Source organism: Caulobacter sp. UNC358MFTsu5.1 (genome assembly GCF_000712075.1).
Classification (GTDB): domain Bacteria; phylum Pseudomonadota; class Alphaproteobacteria; order Caulobacterales; family Caulobacteraceae; genus Caulobacter.
This window is the reverse complement of record NZ_JONW01000005.1, coordinates 5,001-18,573: the sequence shown is the minus strand read 5'-3', so window position 1 is coordinate 18,573 and position 13,573 is coordinate 5,001. Positions and strand designations below refer to the sequence as shown.

13 protein-coding genes and 1 rRNA gene (1 of these 14 running past the window's edge) are annotated in these 13,573 nt (G+C 68.6%); 3 read left to right on the top strand and 11 right to left on the bottom strand.

All coding sequences use genetic code 11. The features are described from left to right. Positions 1-27 precede the first annotated feature (27 nt). Both BR39_RS0102175 and BR39_RS0102170 read right to left on the bottom strand, forming a co-directional pair. Entirely contained in the window at positions 28-234 is a 207-nt protein-coding gene (locus BR39_RS0102175) for a DUF3126 family protein (RefSeq protein WP_029907379.1), read from the bottom strand. Between the two features lie 52 nt (positions 235-286). Next, a complete protein-coding gene (locus BR39_RS0102170; RefSeq protein WP_029907378.1) occupies positions 287-1,258 on the bottom strand; it encodes a LysR substrate-binding domain-containing protein in 972 nt (323 codons plus the stop codon). A gap of 71 nt (positions 1,259-1,329) precedes the next feature. On the opposite strand from BR39_RS0102170, the gene BR39_RS26670 reads away from it, so the two are divergent. Further along, complete coding sequence (locus BR39_RS26670) at positions 1,330-1,473, top strand: hypothetical protein (RefSeq protein WP_197026633.1); 144 nt, start codon at positions 1,330-1,332, stop codon at positions 1,471-1,473. 52 nt (positions 1,474-1,525) lie between these two features. On the opposite strand, the gene BR39_RS0102160 is transcribed toward BR39_RS26670, so the two are convergent. From BR39_RS0102160 to hfaA, 8 genes are all read right to left on the bottom strand, one after another. Further along, a complete protein-coding gene (locus tag BR39_RS0102160; protein ID WP_029907377.1) occupies positions 1,526-4,480 on the bottom strand; it encodes a pitrilysin family protein in 2,955 nt (984 codons plus the stop codon). A 127-nt stretch (positions 4,481-4,607) separates the two neighbouring features. After that, entirely contained in the window at positions 4,608-5,063 is a 456-nt protein-coding gene (locus BR39_RS0102155) for a hypothetical protein (protein WP_156035551.1), read from the bottom strand. After that, the gene (locus BR39_RS0102150; RefSeq protein ID WP_156035550.1) at positions 5,035-6,153 is read right to left on the bottom strand and encodes a hypothetical protein; all 1,119 of its coding nucleotides are present in this window, start codon (positions 6,151-6,153) and stop codon (positions 5,035-5,037) included. The genes BR39_RS0102155 and BR39_RS0102150 overlap by 29 nt, the downstream gene beginning before the upstream one ends. Positions 6,154-6,181: 28 nt before the next feature. Next, positions 6,182-6,970, bottom strand: coding sequence for a CsgG/HfaB family protein (locus tag BR39_RS0102145; protein ID WP_029907374.1), 789 nt, complete (start codon positions 6,968-6,970; stop codon positions 6,182-6,184). A 2-nt stretch (positions 6,971-6,972) separates the two neighbouring features. After that, complete coding sequence (locus BR39_RS0102140; protein WP_029907373.1) at positions 6,973-7,464, bottom strand: curli assembly protein CsgF; 492 nt, start codon at positions 7,462-7,464, stop codon at positions 6,973-6,975. Between the two features lie 1,109 nt (positions 7,465-8,573). After that, positions 8,574-9,764 carry a holdfast anchor protein HfaD gene (gene hfaD / locus BR39_RS0102135; RefSeq protein ID WP_029907372.1) on the bottom strand — a complete coding sequence of 397 codons (1,191 nt, stop codon included), beginning with the start codon at positions 9,762-9,764 and terminating at the stop codon, positions 8,574-8,576. After that, entirely contained in the window at positions 9,730-10,743 is a 1,014-nt protein-coding gene (hfaB, locus tag BR39_RS0102130) for a holdfast anchoring protein HfaB (RefSeq protein WP_029909942.1), read from the bottom strand. The genes hfaD and hfaB overlap by 35 nt, the downstream gene beginning before the upstream one ends. Further along, positions 10,733-11,209 carry a holdfast anchoring protein HfaA gene (hfaA, locus tag BR39_RS0102125; protein ID WP_029907371.1) on the bottom strand — a complete coding sequence of 159 codons (477 nt, stop codon included), beginning with the start codon at positions 11,207-11,209 and terminating at the stop codon, positions 10,733-10,735. The genes hfaB and hfaA overlap by 11 nt, the downstream gene beginning before the upstream one ends. 204 nt (positions 11,210-11,413) lie before the next feature. On the opposite strand from hfaA, the gene BR39_RS0102120 reads away from it, so the two are divergent. After that, positions 11,414-11,845: a CBS domain-containing protein gene (locus BR39_RS0102120; RefSeq protein WP_029907370.1), complete on the top strand. Its 432-nt coding sequence runs from the start codon at positions 11,414-11,416 to the stop codon at positions 11,843-11,845. Positions 11,846-11,928: 83 nt separating this feature from the next. Here BR39_RS0102120 and BR39_RS0102115 read toward each other — a convergent pair whose 3' ends face one another. Further along, entirely contained in the window at positions 11,929-12,369 is a 441-nt protein-coding gene (locus BR39_RS0102115; RefSeq protein ID WP_029907369.1) for an Rrf2 family transcriptional regulator, read from the bottom strand. Between the two features lie 915 nt (positions 12,370-13,284). Between BR39_RS0102115 and BR39_RS0102110 the strand changes: the two genes are divergently transcribed. Then, positions 13,285-13,573, top strand: a 16S ribosomal RNA gene (locus BR39_RS0102110); it runs 1,195 nt beyond the window's last position.

Here is a 13,573-nt window from a genome sequence, read left to right as displayed (position 1 = left end):
GTCATTTTCGCCAAGCGGCGGAGAAGCCTATTCCAGGTCTTCGGCCAGGATCGCCATCTCGAACATGAAGGAGCCGTCTTCGTCTTCGTCTTGGAAGATGACGCCGATGAATTCGCCCTTCACCTCGACCTCGGCCGAGTCCTTCTGCTTGGGACGGGCCTTCAGGGCGATGTGCGGGTTGCCGAAGGTACGCTTGAGATGGGCTTCGAGCTTGGTGATCGTGCCGGCGTCCATGACGGGCTCCTGATATCGATGGGGCGCGCAGGGCGCGGGGGATCGGCGGAAACTAGAGGGCCGGACGCGAAAGTGTAAGGGCTTTTGCTCCGGCGCGCTCGACCAGCTGTTGAGAACCCGGCCGCGAGCCGGGCGGGGGCGGCGTCGCCGCGCCCTCGGCCACCAGCCAGTCGCGGAACCGGCGCGCGGCGCGGGTGGCCTTGCCCTTGGGCGTCAGGGCGCAGACCCGGGCTTGGCCGGGGATCATGCCCAGCGGCGCGACCAGGCGCCCGGAGACCAGGTCGGTCTCGGCGAAGGCCCAGGGACTGAGCGCCACGCCCAGGCCGGCGGCGGCGGCCTCCAGCATGTAGAAATAGTGGTCGAACTCGCGGTTCACGGCGGCCGGCGGCAGGACGACCTTCGCCGCGGCCTCCCATTCGGCCCAACTCTCCAGGAAGGTGCGGGTGTGCAGCCGGGGCAGGCGGGCCAGGCTCTCCGGGGCCTCGATCTGGGCGGCCAGGGCCGGGGCGGCCACCGGCCCGACATAGTGCTTGAGGAACGGCGTGACCTCGGCGTCCGGCGAGGGCGGGGCATCGGGCAGGCGCATGCGGATCGCCAGGTCCACGCCGTCGGCGCGGAAGTCGAACGGGCCGTTGGACTCCACGATCCGCGCCTGGATGTCGGGATGGGCGGCGACGAAGCCGGGCAGGCGCGGGATCAGCCACTTCATGGCGAAGGTCGGCAGGCACGAGACCACCAGCGCCCCGTCGCCCGCGCCGGCGGGCTGGGGCAGGGCGGCCTCGATCTGGTCCAGCGCCTGGGTCAGGGCCTGGGCCAGGGTCAGGCCGGCCTCGGTCAGGGTCAGGCGGTTGCGCGGCCCCTCGGTCAGGGCCACGCCCAGGTGATCCTCCAACTGGCGGATCTGGCGGCTGATCGCCCCGTGGGTGACGCACAGCTCGTCGGCCGCCAGGGTCATCCGGCCGCGCCGGCCGAACGCCTCGAAGGCGCGCAGGGCGTTGAGCGGCGGGAGCGAGCGGGCGGCCATGTGACGAAACCTCACAGATGTCCGCTGATAAGTCGTTATCCGAGGAAGGGCAACCGTCGGATAACGCCGCCATGAAACCGCCCAGGCCCTATCCCGTCACCCCCGTCGAATGGCTGGCCGTGCTGGCGATCTGGGCGCTCGTGGCCTACGGGGCGCTCGCCCACCCGTCGACCCGGGCCCCGCAGGATCCGGTCCGCCTGATCGCCTGCCGGTAAATCTCTCAGCTCCGCTCATCCCGGCATTTGCCGGGATGAGCGGAACCATGGGTTACTTCCCCTCCGGCTTGACGATCATCGTCCACGACTTGTCGTCGCCCAGGAAGGTCTGGGCCGCCTTCTGGACGTCGGCGATGCTGACGCGCTGCAGGCCGGCCAGCACCGAGCGGGTGGCGGTCAGCAGGCGCGGGTCGGTCTGGGCGCCCGACAGGGCTCCCAGCCAGTACTCGTTGGTTTCGCGGGCCTTCTCGATCTGGTCGATGCGCGGCTTCTTGGCCCGTTCCAGCTCGTCGGCGTCGATCGGCTTGTCGCGCAGGTCGGCGGCGATCTGGCGGATGCTGGCGATGACGCCGTCGATCTTGTCGGGCGGGGTCTCAACGCTGACCGCCAGATAGCCCCAGCCGGTGAAGGCCACGCTGGCCGTCGCCGAGGCCGAGGGCGAATAGGTCGCCCCCTGCTTCTCGCGCAGTTCGTCGGTCAGCCGCAGCTGCATCACCTGGGCCAGGACCTGGATGTTGCGGGCCCGCTGCAGGTCGCTGAACAGGTCGTCGGTCTTCCAGGCCATGAACAGCTGGCCCTGGTCGGCCCGGCCCTTGTGGGTGCGGACGATCGGGGTCTTCGACGGGGCGGGGAAGGGCGCCTTCTCGGCCCCGGCCGGGGCCGGGGTGTCGGGACGGGCCGGCAGGGCGCCGAAGGTCTGGGCCACGGCCGCCACGGCCTTGTCGACCGTGATGTCGCCGACGATCACCACCTCGATGGAATCGGCGGCCAGCGGACCGGACACCGCCGACTTCAGCGGTTCCAGCGTCGCGCCGGCGATCTGCTGGCGGCTTGGGAAGGTCCAGCGGCCGTCGCCGCCGTGCAGCAGCCCGCCCAGGTCGCGCCCCATCACGCCGCTGGGCGTGCTTTCCAGCTGGTCGTGGATCGAGCCGTAATAGGTCTTGATGCGGTTGAAGGCCTCGGGACGCCAGCCGCCCTCGGTGGCGTAGGCGGCCAGCACCTGCAGTTCGGTGTCCAGGTCCTCCGGACGGGTGCGGCCCGACAGGCTGAAGGCGTCGTCCTCGACCCCCAGGCCGGCGTTGTAGACCTTGCCGTTCAGCACCCGCTCCATGTCCTGGGTGCTGATCTGCTTGAGGCCGCCCTCGATGAAGGCCGAGCCGGCCCACATCGGGGACTGGGCGCCCGACGGCAGGTCCAGCAGGCCGTGGCCGATCCGAGCCTTCACCAGGATCTGGTCGTCGCGGAACTTGGTCGGCTTGACCGTCAGGCGCACGCCGTTGGCGAAACGCACGAAGACGGTGTCCAGGTCGGTGACGTCCTTCTGCTCGACGACCGCGCCCTTGGCGCCGAACGTCGCATAGGGCCAGTTGATGACGCCCGGCGCGGCCGGGGCCGTGACCGGGGTCTTGGCCGAGGCGGCGTAGGCGTCCAGCACCGTCTTCTCCGCGCCGTCGATGGCGGTCGGGGTCGGGACGGTGATCAGCGGGCCCGAGCCGGCGAACTGGGCCTTCACCAGGGCCGAGACCTTCTCGGCGGTCAGGCCCTTGGTGGCCTCGTCGAAGACGGCCAGGTTCTGGGACGGGCTGGTGACGATCTCGCGATCGCCCAGCGTGCCGACGATGGCGCCGGCCAGGGCCGTGGTGCGCTGGGTGGCCTCGCCCGCGGCGGCGGCCACGAAGGCGGCCCGCATCGAGGCGATCTCGCGGTCCAGCTCGTCCTGGCGCACGCCGTACTGGACGATGCGGCGCTGTTCCTGCTCCAGGGCGGTCAGCGCCTCGGCCCAGTGGCCCGGCTGGACGGTGGCGCCGAGGGTGGTGATGTCGGCGGCGTGCTCCTGGTCGTTCTGCACGGCCACGGCGACGATGAACGGCGGATTGTCCGAGCGCGTCAGCACCGTCAGCCGTCGGTTCAGCACCGCGAAGCCCAGGGCCTTGGCCAGCTCTTCCTTGTCCTTGGCGCGGGTCTCCAGCTCCAGGTCGGGCGGCAGGACCCAGGCCATCTGGACCGAGGTCTGGGCGCCGGGCTCGACCAGCACCTTGGCGGTCAGGCCGCGCTTGGCCACGGGGCCGAGGTCGGGCCTCACGCCCGGCTGGCCCTGGCCCTTCCAGTCGCCGAAGCGGGCCTTGATCTTGGCCTCCATGGCGTCGACGTCGAAGTCGCCCACCGCCACCACCACGGCGTTCTCGGGCCGGTACCAGGCCTGGTAGAAGTCGCGGATGGTCTGGGCCGGGGCGGCCTTGAGGATGTCGGTCTTGCCGATCGGCAGGCGCTGCGGCGGCCGCTGGCCCTGCAGCTGGAAGCCGAAGGTGTTGACGAACACGCGGTAGCCGGGGCTGTCGCGGGTGCGCTCCTCCGACAGCACCACGCCGCGCTCGCGATCCACCGCGTCCGGCGCGATGGTCAGCTCGCCGGCCGCCTCGCGCAGCAGCATCATGGCGGTGTCGACCGTGTCGTCGTCGGTTTTGGGCAGGTCCAGCTGGTAGGTGGTCTCGCTGAAATTGGTCGAGGCGTTGGTGTCGGCGCCGAACGACAGGCCGTGGCGCTCGAGGATCTTGATCATCTCGCCTTCGGGCACGTTCTTGGAGCCGTTGAAGGCCATGTGCTCGAGGAAGTGGGCCAGGCCCTGCTGTTCGTCGGTCTCGTTCAGCGAGCCGGCGTCGAACCACAGGCGCAGGGCGGCCTGGCCGGGCGGGGTGGCGTTCTTCTGGATGGCGTAGCGCATGCCGTTGGGCAGCACGCCGAAGCGCACGCGCGGATCGGGCGCGACGTCCGAGACGGCCTGCGGCCACTGGCCCGGCTTCACCTGGTCGATGGTCGGGACGTCAGAGGTCTTGGGCGACGGCTTGGGCGGAAGCTCGTGCGACGCCTTGGGCGTCGACGTTGCGGCCGGGGCGGCCGGCGCGGCGGCCTCGTCCTTTCCGCCGGGCATCACGTGGGACAGGGTCGCGCAGGCTGAGAGGCTGAGCCCGGCGGAGAGGACGAGCGCCAGGCGCGAAACGCGGATCATGTGCGACCTTGAGGATAGACCATCGGAGGGGGCGCACCTTGGCCGGAGCACGTGGCGCAAGCAAGGCGTCGGTTGGGCGAAACGGCCACGCTCCGGCGTCGATCGGGGCGCGTGTCGCCGGCAGGTCTCAAGGCGCCTGGTCCAGCATCCGGCCCGTCAGTCCGAACATCTCCTCCGACGTCTCGGGCGCGTCGAGCAGCAGGTTCGAGCCGGCGTAGACGAAGGTCCGGTTGTCGTTGGCCGACACCGCCTTGACGCTGGAGTCGCTGGTGATCCGCACGGGGGAGCGGGCGCAGGCCCGAAGCGAGGGGATCACGGTGTCGCCCACGGTCTCCAGCCGCAGCGACCAGGCGTCGCCGGTGAAGGCCGCCAGGGGATCGTCCGAGCGGCCGGTGTCGCGGAACAGCGAGCCGGCGGGCACGACCAGGGGGCGGATCGGCGGCGTGGCGGTGTCGAACACCCGGCAGATCAGCAGGGTCGCGGCGCGACTGGCGGCGGGCGTCGTCAGGACGACACCCGCCGCCAGCCCCAGCAGCAGGGCGAGGGCTGCGACCCTACTGGCTGATCGCGAATGTGTAGCCATCGCCCCCCGCGGTGACGATCAGGTTGGCCGAGGCGCCGGGATTGGCCTGGGTGACCAGGATGCCGCCGGTCAGGCTGTCCACCGTGTCGGAGCCCATGGTGAAGGCCCCGCCGTTGACGGTCAGGCCCAGGGAGGCGCCGCTGCCGGTCTGGACCACCCGCACGACGCCCGCCGCGCCCGCCGCGCCGACGGCGTTGCTGAGCGTGGTGTTGACAGTCGATCCCGCGCCGCTGGCCACGACGCTGTAGTCGACGCGCGAGGTCACGCCGTTGACCGTCAGGTTCGAGATCTGGGTCCCCGAGCCGCCGGTGAAGTCGGTGCTGATCGTGTTGCCGTCGGCGCCGCCGCTGGGCAGGTTGACGCTGAACGTCTTGGCTCCGGCCCCGTCGGAGGTGTTGGTCACCACGTTGTCGTCCGAGGCGATGGTGATCGTGCCGGTGATCGTGGTCGCGCCGGTGATGGTGTTGGTGACGGTGTTGCCGACGCCCAGGGCGCCGCCGTTGATCGTCTCCGTCACATTGACCGCGCCGGTGGCGGCCAGGGTGTTGGCCACGGTGTTGTCGGCGCCGTTCAGCGTCAGGGCGTAGGTCAGGCTGGAGCCGTCCAGCACGTCGGTGATCGTGTTGGTGGCGTTGGTCGGATCGGAGTTGATGACGGCCACCGTGACGCTGGGGTTCACCGGCGCCGTGGTCCCGCCGATCGTCAGGCTGTGATGGTTGTTACCGCCGGTCACGCCGGAGCCGTAGGTCAGGCTGAGCGAGGCGGTGGTCGAGGCGCTGGAGGTGACCGCCCCGGCCAGGGTGTTGCTCTGGCCGATCTGGGTGATGGCGATGCTGTTCCACGCGCCGCGCACGGGGAAGGCCGCCCCGTTGGTGGCGCCGTTGGCGCTGATCACGTGGGTGGGGCCCACATTGTCCTGCCGGATCCGCAGGGACCGCACCGTGCCGCCGCCGCTGATGTCGATGTTGAGGGTGTTGGCGGCGAGGGCGACGTCGGCGGCCGCCCCCATGGCCGCACAAGCGGCCGAGGCCATCAGCAGCAGCCTGACGGTTCGTCCTAGGCGGCTCCTGGCCCGTTGTGACTGAGACATTTCCTCTCTCCCTTATGTCGGGACCCGCTCAGGACCACCATCCGTCGCGAAGCCCCTGGTTGATCAGTGCGAACAGCGCGCTGCGCACGGCCGCGCCCAGCGCCAGGCCCACGGGCTCGTTGCCCGCGCCGCCGATTTCGAATTCCACCGTCGAGGTGTCGTAGATCTTGGAGATGTGCCCGCCGATCGACAGCGAGGTGACCGACTTGCTGACCGTGGCCTGGCCCAGCACCTCGCCGGTCTGGACGGCCACGGCGCGGAGGCTGAAGGTCACCAGGTCGGTGACGTATTCCCCGCTGCCGCCCGTGCCGTTGACCGCCAGGCCGCCGGCCGCCTGGCGCGTGGCGCGGTCGTAGGCGACGACCTGGCCGATCAGCAGGATCTCGGCCACCCTCAGGGTGATCAGGCGGCGGGCCGGGGGCGGCGGAAGCGCCTCCAGGCCGGCGGCGGGCGCGGTGGTTTCCGGCGGTGTGTTCAGCGCCAGGGTGGCCAGTTGCCGCTCGCGCAGCAGCTCATCGACATGCTGGCGTTCGACCAGGAAGACATAGCCCCTGGGCACCGAGCGCACGGCGTCGATCAGATAGGGCGTGCAGTCCATGGGCACCGCCGTGCTCAGTTCCTGCGGCAGCTTGGTCGGCCGCCGCTGGCCCGAGGTGTCGATGCAGCTGTAGACCCCCACCGTCAGGGCGCGGGGCGGGGCGGGCGGCAGGGTGAAGTCCGGCTGGGTCTGCACTTCGGGCGGATGGACCGGCGCGGTCACGCAGCCGGCCAGGACGGTCGCCGCGATCAGTCCGGCCAGCGCTCTGCCCCCCCTCATGGTCAAACCCCGCCGGAGGGGATGACTAGGGTGGTCGTGCCGGTCGGCGAGGTGATGGTCACGCTCAGTTGCCCGTCCGAATTGATGTAGGTGATGGTCACCGATCCGGACTGGATGGTGCCGGCCTGGCCGTCGCCGGCGTTGGCGATCCTCTGGGCGATGGTCTGGGCGACGATGCCGTTCAGCTGCGAGATGATGGCGTTGACGAAGGCGGCGTTCGGATCGCTGGGCGTCCCGGCGCGCGCCGCCGCGGCTTCGGCGGCCGCCTGGGCGGCCTTCAGCGACTTCTCGTACTGGGCCATCTGGAAGCCCACGGGGTTGAAGCCGCCGAAGTTGGGCGACATCGGCGCGTAGCGCAGGTCGGTGGCCAGGCCTTGCGTCGCCGTCAGCGACAGGCCCAGCGCCGCGCCGAAGGCGACCCAGGGGGTGCGGTGCGAGCCCCGGCGACGATCAGGCGCGAGGGTTCGTTCGCCGGGTCCGGCGAGATTTCGCATCCGCCCGCCGGGGGATGCGCAAATGAAACTGTGCATAGCGAAGCCATCCTGGATGGCGATCGGCTCGACGGCGGCCCGTCAAGCGGCGCCACAATGCCAGAACCCTTGCTCCCGGGGTTTAGGGGAGTCAATCAGGTCATCTACCTAGTTTTTGGAGTGCTTGGGGAGCGTGGGGGATGTATTTCAATGATGGGTGAAATGCGGATGCGGACACTGTCTGAATATTGAAATCCCTTTTGTCGATGGGGTTTGAGGTGCGGCGCCTCGCGCCCTCTCCCAGAGGGAGAGGGAGGGGCCCGCGCCGCAGGCGTGGGAGGGTGAGGGGTTTCACCCTGTCGGGTTTGGCTGCGGCCGCATTGCCGGCGCGCCGGCGGGCGCCGTAACCCCTCACCCTGCCCTCTCCCTATGGGAGAGGGTTCAAAGTGGGTGATTTATGCTCGGTGGATAGCGGATGAACCTCAGTGATTTCAACGCCCTGAACTTTTTCGACCGAACTTATGCTCACCCTCCAAACCGCTCGTATCCTTTACCCACCTCGACGCGGGAAAGGGCGCATGGCCAGCGACCGATGCGGCGGCGGGGGGCGATCGAGCGGGAAGCTCTGTCGGCGGTCCGAAAGGATCAAACTCCATCCATCTGGTGCCGGCTGGGCTCGGAACACGGATACAGCGTTGGATGGGGGCCGATTGAGCAGCAGGCGGGCTGTGAGAGGCTCGCGGTCCGGGACCGGGTGTCGTTGACCTGGCCCGCCCGTCGGAGGCTTCAAGGCGGCGAGGTTCGAACAGAACTCGGCGCCGCCGCGCTTCCGGATAACGACCGCGCGGAGCGATCGGGCTTCGTCGAAACGGTTACTGCTTCAAACACTCCGGACGATGTCCGGCGCTCCGCGTCCCTTTCCATACCTTCAGCGAGAGATCGCGTGAGGCTGAAAAGCCGTGGCTGACCCCCTTGCCCCCACCTGGCGGCTTCGCCGCCTGTCCGCCCCCGTAGGGGGCGGAGCCGCCTGCGCGAGGCTCTTCCCCCTCCGGGGGAAGACGACCGCGAAGCGGTCCGTAGGGGGCAAGGGCTGACCGCGCCTGATCGAGAAGGGAGTCCCGCCCGTGCCGGCCCTAGTTCGTCACCGAGAACGTCGCGTTGTTCCCCGTCGCGGTCGAGACGCCCACGACCGCGCGGCCCGACGAGCGGACGGTCACGGTCGAGCGGGCGCTGATGTCGACATTGTTGGACTGGCTGTTGGTGGCCGTCATCGTGCCGCTGCACAGGTTGCAGGCGTAGCCGCTGACCGCGTTGCCGATGGCCGTGGCGCTGGCGCCGGCGTCGTAGCCGTCATGGCCGTCGAAGCTGGCGATCACCTCGACCCCGCCGCCGTCGTTGACCTGGACGTTGTCCAGCACCAGGCCAGGGCCGTTGCTGTTGCTGGCCATGGCCGAGTTGCCCACGCCGTACGCCGTCGCCTGGGCGCCGCCGAACTGGTACGAGGTCTCCTCGGCCTGGGCCCGCACATAGGCGGTGTTGTACTGGTGGCTGGCCACGTCCAGCAGCGTGCCGTCGTTGCTGGCGTTCAGGTTGTTGCCCGAGGCCGTGGCCGCCGTGGTGGTCAGGTAGCTGTTGCCGTAGGCCGCGAACTTGGTGGCCGTGACATTGGCCGCGCCGTTGTTCTGGTCGGTGATCACCCGGGCCGCCGACTGGTTGGCTCCGGTCAGGTCGATGTTGTTGCCCGCCGCCGTGCCGGCCACGACCGCGGTCCCGGCCACGTACTGCAGCACCGCCCCGCCGTCGGCGGCGACGTCGGCCTGGTTGTTCTGGCTGACCCGCGCGCCCATCGCGCCGTTGACCATCAGCAGGCCCTGGCTGTTGCCGGCCGCCGAGCTGGTCTCGATCACGTCGCCGGCCTGGGCCGTCTCGCCCTCGATCTGGCTGCGGGCGGTGACCGCGCCGCTGTTGGTCTGGACCATGAAGCCGCTCAGCGTCCCGTAGGCCGCCGTGGCCGTGCCGCTGTTGCCGACGGCCGTCGTGGTCACGGTGCTGGAGTCGCCCATGGAGCCTGAGACGTTGACCACGCCGTGGGCGCCGATCGCGCCCTGGTTCACCTGGTTGGACGTCAGGCCGGCGTCGGCGTTGACGGTCGTCGCGCCGAAGGTGTTGCCCCCCGCCGTGGTGGTGGCGGTGACGCCCTCGTCGGCGGTGACGACGTTCAGGGTCTGGTCGGCGAAGATCCCGCCGAGGTTCAACTGGTCGTTGGAGCCCTGGACGGGGACGGTCTGGCTAGTAGCGACCCCGCTTGCCAGCATCACGCACATTGGGATCGCTGCGATCGTTCCAGCGAGACGGGTCTTCGCGGGTCTGCGCATTGTTGGTTCCCAGGTTGTTGTAGGCGGGGACGAAGGCCCCGGTCGCGCCGACGGTGTTGGCGGCGTAGGGGTCGTACTGCAGGCAGCTCTGCGGACCCGGCATGCCGTAGAGGTTGGCGCTCATCTCGATGGTGGCCCGCTCGATCAGCGAGCGCACGGCCAGCTGCATCGGCTCCAGCGCGCCGCGGCCCGCCGAGATGTCGAAGATGTTGCCATTGAGGAAGTCGAAGACACCGGCGCTGATCTCGCGGCCGACCACCTGCTTCTGGTAGGAGATCACGTCCACGACCTCGAGGGTGCGGGTGTTGATCAGGCGCAGGTCCAGGGCGATGTTCATCACGAACACCCGGCGGCGGAAGTTGCCCTTCAGGCCGTCGGTGTCCTTGTCGCCGATATAGGCGTCGGCCCCGACCGAGCGGATGTTGTAGTTCAGCTCGGTGATGCCGCCGGCCACATAGAAGTCCGAGCCCGGGACCTGGCCCGCCAGGATGCGGCGGTAGTCGGCCGGGGCGTCGGCGCCCGGCTTGGGGTTGTCGGAGATCAGCTTGTTGTTGGCGTACTTCAGCTCGTACTCCGACACCGAGGTGTCGAAGCGCTCGACCATGGGCATGCCGGCCTTGGCGAAGGCGGTCATGGCCAGCAGCGAGGCGCCCTGGGTGACCTTGCGGCCCGAACCGTCGGACTCTTCCTTGCCGGTGTAGTCGGCGATGCGGCCGATGGCGACGCGCGGCGCGACCACGTGGTTGGCGCGGGCGTACTGCGCCAGGCAGACCAGGCCGGCGGTGTAGGGCGTCGGATTGGCGGTCACGGGCGCCGAGCCGATCGGCGTGGCGTAGTTGCCGTCGGTCATCGACTTGGGAACGCCGCCGCACGCGCTCAGCGCGGCGCAGGCGCCCGCCAGCAGAAGGAGGAGGCGCTTACTGGCCATTGCCCGATTTCCCGACGTTCGTTCCGGCGCTGATGTTGCCGTTGTTGATCTGGCTGGAGTTGACGATGACGGTGTTGTTGTTGCCCTGGGTGACGACCGTCAGGTTGTTGCCGATCGCCGTGGAGCTGCCCCAGCCCCCGAGGGAGCCGACGCCCGAATAGGAGTCCAGCGAGCCCGACGACCGGCTGGACGAATAGACGCTCTGGTCGGCGCCGGTCAGCATGACGCCGTCGACGATCACCCGGTTGCCGTTGGCGTCGCGGGTCGAATACTCGACCACGTGGTTCTCGGAACCGGCCACGCGGCCGTAGCCGGCGTTGAACGAGGCGGAGTTGGTGTCCAGGGTCTGGGCGCGGGCGGGGCTCGACAGCACCAGGCCCGTCGCGGCCGCGGCCAGGGCCAGCACGGCGGCGCTGATCGCCAGCAGGCGGCCGGCGCCCGGCAGTTTCTTCACACTCGCAGCCATCTGGACCTCGTGAACACCGACGTGTCCGAACGGCAAGCAACCCCCGTGCCAATATCGGACAGCGTTCGGTCTACGCCCGAAGGTCTCGCGATTTGGTTAAGCTGGCCCGCGACAATATGCGGCCGCTCCGGCGCGCGGCCCATTGATAAGGGGGCCGCTTTGCGAGACCCTGCTCGGAATATAAGTCTCAGGGAGGATTAAGCTTTGCTGGTTTCTCAGATCCTGAAGGACAAGGGCGATCTCGTCTTCACCGCCTCGCCGAACGAGACGGTGGGGGCGGCGGCGGCCCTGCTGCACACCCGGCGCGTGGGCGCCATGGTCGTGCTCGAGGAGGACGAGACGATCGCCGGCATCCTGTCCGAACGCGATATCGTGCGGGTGATCGCCGAGGGCGGGGCGGCGGCCCTGTCCAAGCCGATCTCCAGCTGCATGACCAGGGACGTGGTCTTCGCCCAGCCCGAAGAGACCGTCGACGCCCTGCTCGAGCGGATGACCGACCGCCGCATCCGCCACCTGCCGGTCTGCAAGGGCAAGCGCCTGGCGGGCATCATCTCGATCGGCGACCTGGTGAAGTACAAGATCAGCGAGGCTCAGGCCGAGGCCGAGGGCCTGAAGGCCTATATCGCGGCCGGCTGAGGCCGCGTCGCGAGGGGGACGGCGGGGCGGTCCGGAGAGGAGCGTCCCCGCACTCTATATACGGCGCCTATATAGAGCGTCGTTCAGGACGCCGGCTCTTCCAGCAGTTCCGCGCCCGAACCGGCGACGGCGTCGGCCAAGCTGTAGCCCTCCAGCACCGCCGCCGTGGCGTCGCGGGCCCGCAGCAGGGCTTCGCGCAGGGCGCAGGTGGCCAGGTCGCGGCAGTCCTCGCAGCGCCGGAAGGCGGTGCGGCTGACGCACGGGGTCAGGGCCAGCGGGCCGTCGACCAGGCGGATGATCTCGGCGAAGCTGATCTGGGCGGGCTCGCGCCCCAGCAGATAGCCGCCGAACTTGCCCCGGCGGCTGATCACCAGGCCCTGGCGCGCCAGTGTAAGAAGTATGGCCTCGAGGAACTTGCGCGGCGCGTCGGCGCGGACCGCCAGTTCGCCGGCGGTGACCTGCCCGTCTTCCCGGGCCAGTTCGATCATGGCGCGCAGGGCGTAACGCGCTTTCTGGGACAACATGGACGCGAGGCCTCCTCTTGTGGAGGTCTATGGAGCCAGGGGAGGGGGTGGCGCAAGCGTCGTCGCCCGGGGGCGACGAGGGGGCGGCTCCAAAAACCATTCACAGATCCACACACAGACAATGCGATGCGTGCGATTGATCGGGTCGCTTTTGCGGTTGCGACTCTCCGGGGCGGTGGCTAAACACCGCCCTCGCTTCGGGGCCACGGCCTTCCGGACGAATTCGAGGCCTCCGGGGCTTGCATTCGAAAGGGTGGATCGCTAGGTTCCGCAGCCTCAATCGACTCGGTGACGAATTTGCGAAGACCCTGTCTTCAAGGGCTTCGTCGCCGCGCTTTTGTCCTTCGAAGCGGCCTCGGCCAGCTCATAGACGAAAGTGAAAAGGCCGATTGACAGGGGTTTGGGCTTTCAATAGAAGGCGCGGCTCCGGAGGGTTTGGTGAGGGGTTCGCAAGAATTCGACGCCAGGTTCTTCAAGTCTAGAAAGAGTTTCCTGGAAATTCTTACTTGACTTGGTTGGCGCTCTTCTCTAGAAGGTCGCCACGGTCTACTGGGTTCGCCTTCGGGCGGTTTGGTTGGATCGGTTCGAACGGTTTTGAAGAAAAACGGTTTGACACGGAATTCGAGGTTGGATAGATAGCCGCCTCCGCCGACATCGGGCGCTAAACGATGGGCTCCTCGGGAGAGGGGTTCGGGTCTTTGACATTGTTGATTTGGAAAGAGAAACGCAGGCGGCGGCGCTCTGGCGATGGACTGAGAAGGTCCATCTCGACGCTGACAAATGCGGTCTCTTGAAGACACCATACATACGCCGATCGGACTTCGGTTCGGTCGATGTGTGATGGGAACTCGTCAAGAAACTATGCAAACCAGAACGCCGATCCTTCGGGATTGGTAGTCTGGGTCAATGTCAACTCAACCTGAGAGTTTGATCCTGGCTCAGAGCGAACGCTGGCGGCAGGCCTAACACATGCAAGTCGAACGGATCCTTCGGGATTAGTGGCGGACGGGTGAGTAACACGTGGGAACGTGCCCTTTGGTTCGGAACAACTCAGGGAAACTTGAGCTAATACCGGATGTGCCCTTCGGGGGAAAGATTTATCGCCATTGGAGCGGCCCGCGTAGGATTAGCTAGTTGGTGGGGTAAAGGCCCACCAAGGCGACGATCCTTAGCTGGTCTGAGAGGATGATCAGCCACATTGGGA

What these genes read in the sequence shown, in the direction of transcription:
- BR39_RS0102145 (WP_029907374.1), bottom strand. Translation starts at nt 6,970, where the DNA reads ATGAGGGGGGGCAGAGCGCTGGCCGGACTGATCGCGGCGACCGTCCTG.
- BR39_RS26670 (WP_197026633.1), top strand. Translation starts at nt 1,330, where the DNA reads ATGAAACCGCCCAGGCCCTATCCCGTCACCCCCGTCGAATGGCTGGCC.
- BR39_RS0102115 (WP_029907369.1), bottom strand. Translation starts at nt 12,369, where the DNA reads ATGTTGTCCCAGAAAGCGCGTTACGCCCTGCGCGCCATGATCGAACTG.
- hfaA (WP_029907371.1), bottom strand. Translation starts at nt 11,209, where the DNA reads ATGGCTGCGAGTGTGAAGAAACTGCCGGGCGCCGGCCGCCTGCTGGCG.
- BR39_RS0102150 (WP_156035550.1), bottom strand. Translation starts at nt 6,153, where the DNA reads ATGTCTCAGTCACAACGGGCCAGGAGCCGCCTAGGACGAACCGTCAGG.
- hfaD (WP_029907372.1), bottom strand. Translation starts at nt 9,764, where the DNA reads ATGTGCGTGATGCTGGCAAGCGGGGTCGCTACTAGCCAGACCGTCCCC.
- BR39_RS0102175 (WP_029907379.1), bottom strand. Translation starts at nt 234, where the DNA reads ATGGACGCCGGCACGATCACCAAGCTCGAAGCCCATCTCAAGCGTACC.
- BR39_RS0102155 (WP_156035551.1), bottom strand. Translation starts at nt 5,063, where the DNA reads ATGGCTACACATTCGCGATCAGCCAGTAGGGTCGCAGCCCTCGCCCTG.
- BR39_RS0102170 (WP_029907378.1), bottom strand. Translation starts at nt 1,258, where the DNA reads ATGGCCGCCCGCTCGCTCCCGCCGCTCAACGCCCTGCGCGCCTTCGAG.
- hfaB (WP_029909942.1), bottom strand. Translation starts at nt 10,743, where the DNA reads ATGGCCAGTAAGCGCCTCCTCCTTCTGCTGGCGGGCGCCTGCGCCGCG.
- BR39_RS0102140 (WP_029907373.1), bottom strand. Translation starts at nt 7,464, where the DNA reads ATGCGAAATCTCGCCGGACCCGGCGAACGAACCCTCGCGCCTGATCGT.
- BR39_RS0102160 (WP_029907377.1), bottom strand. Translation starts at nt 4,480, where the DNA reads ATGATCCGCGTTTCGCGCCTGGCGCTCGTCCTCTCCGCCGGGCTCAGC.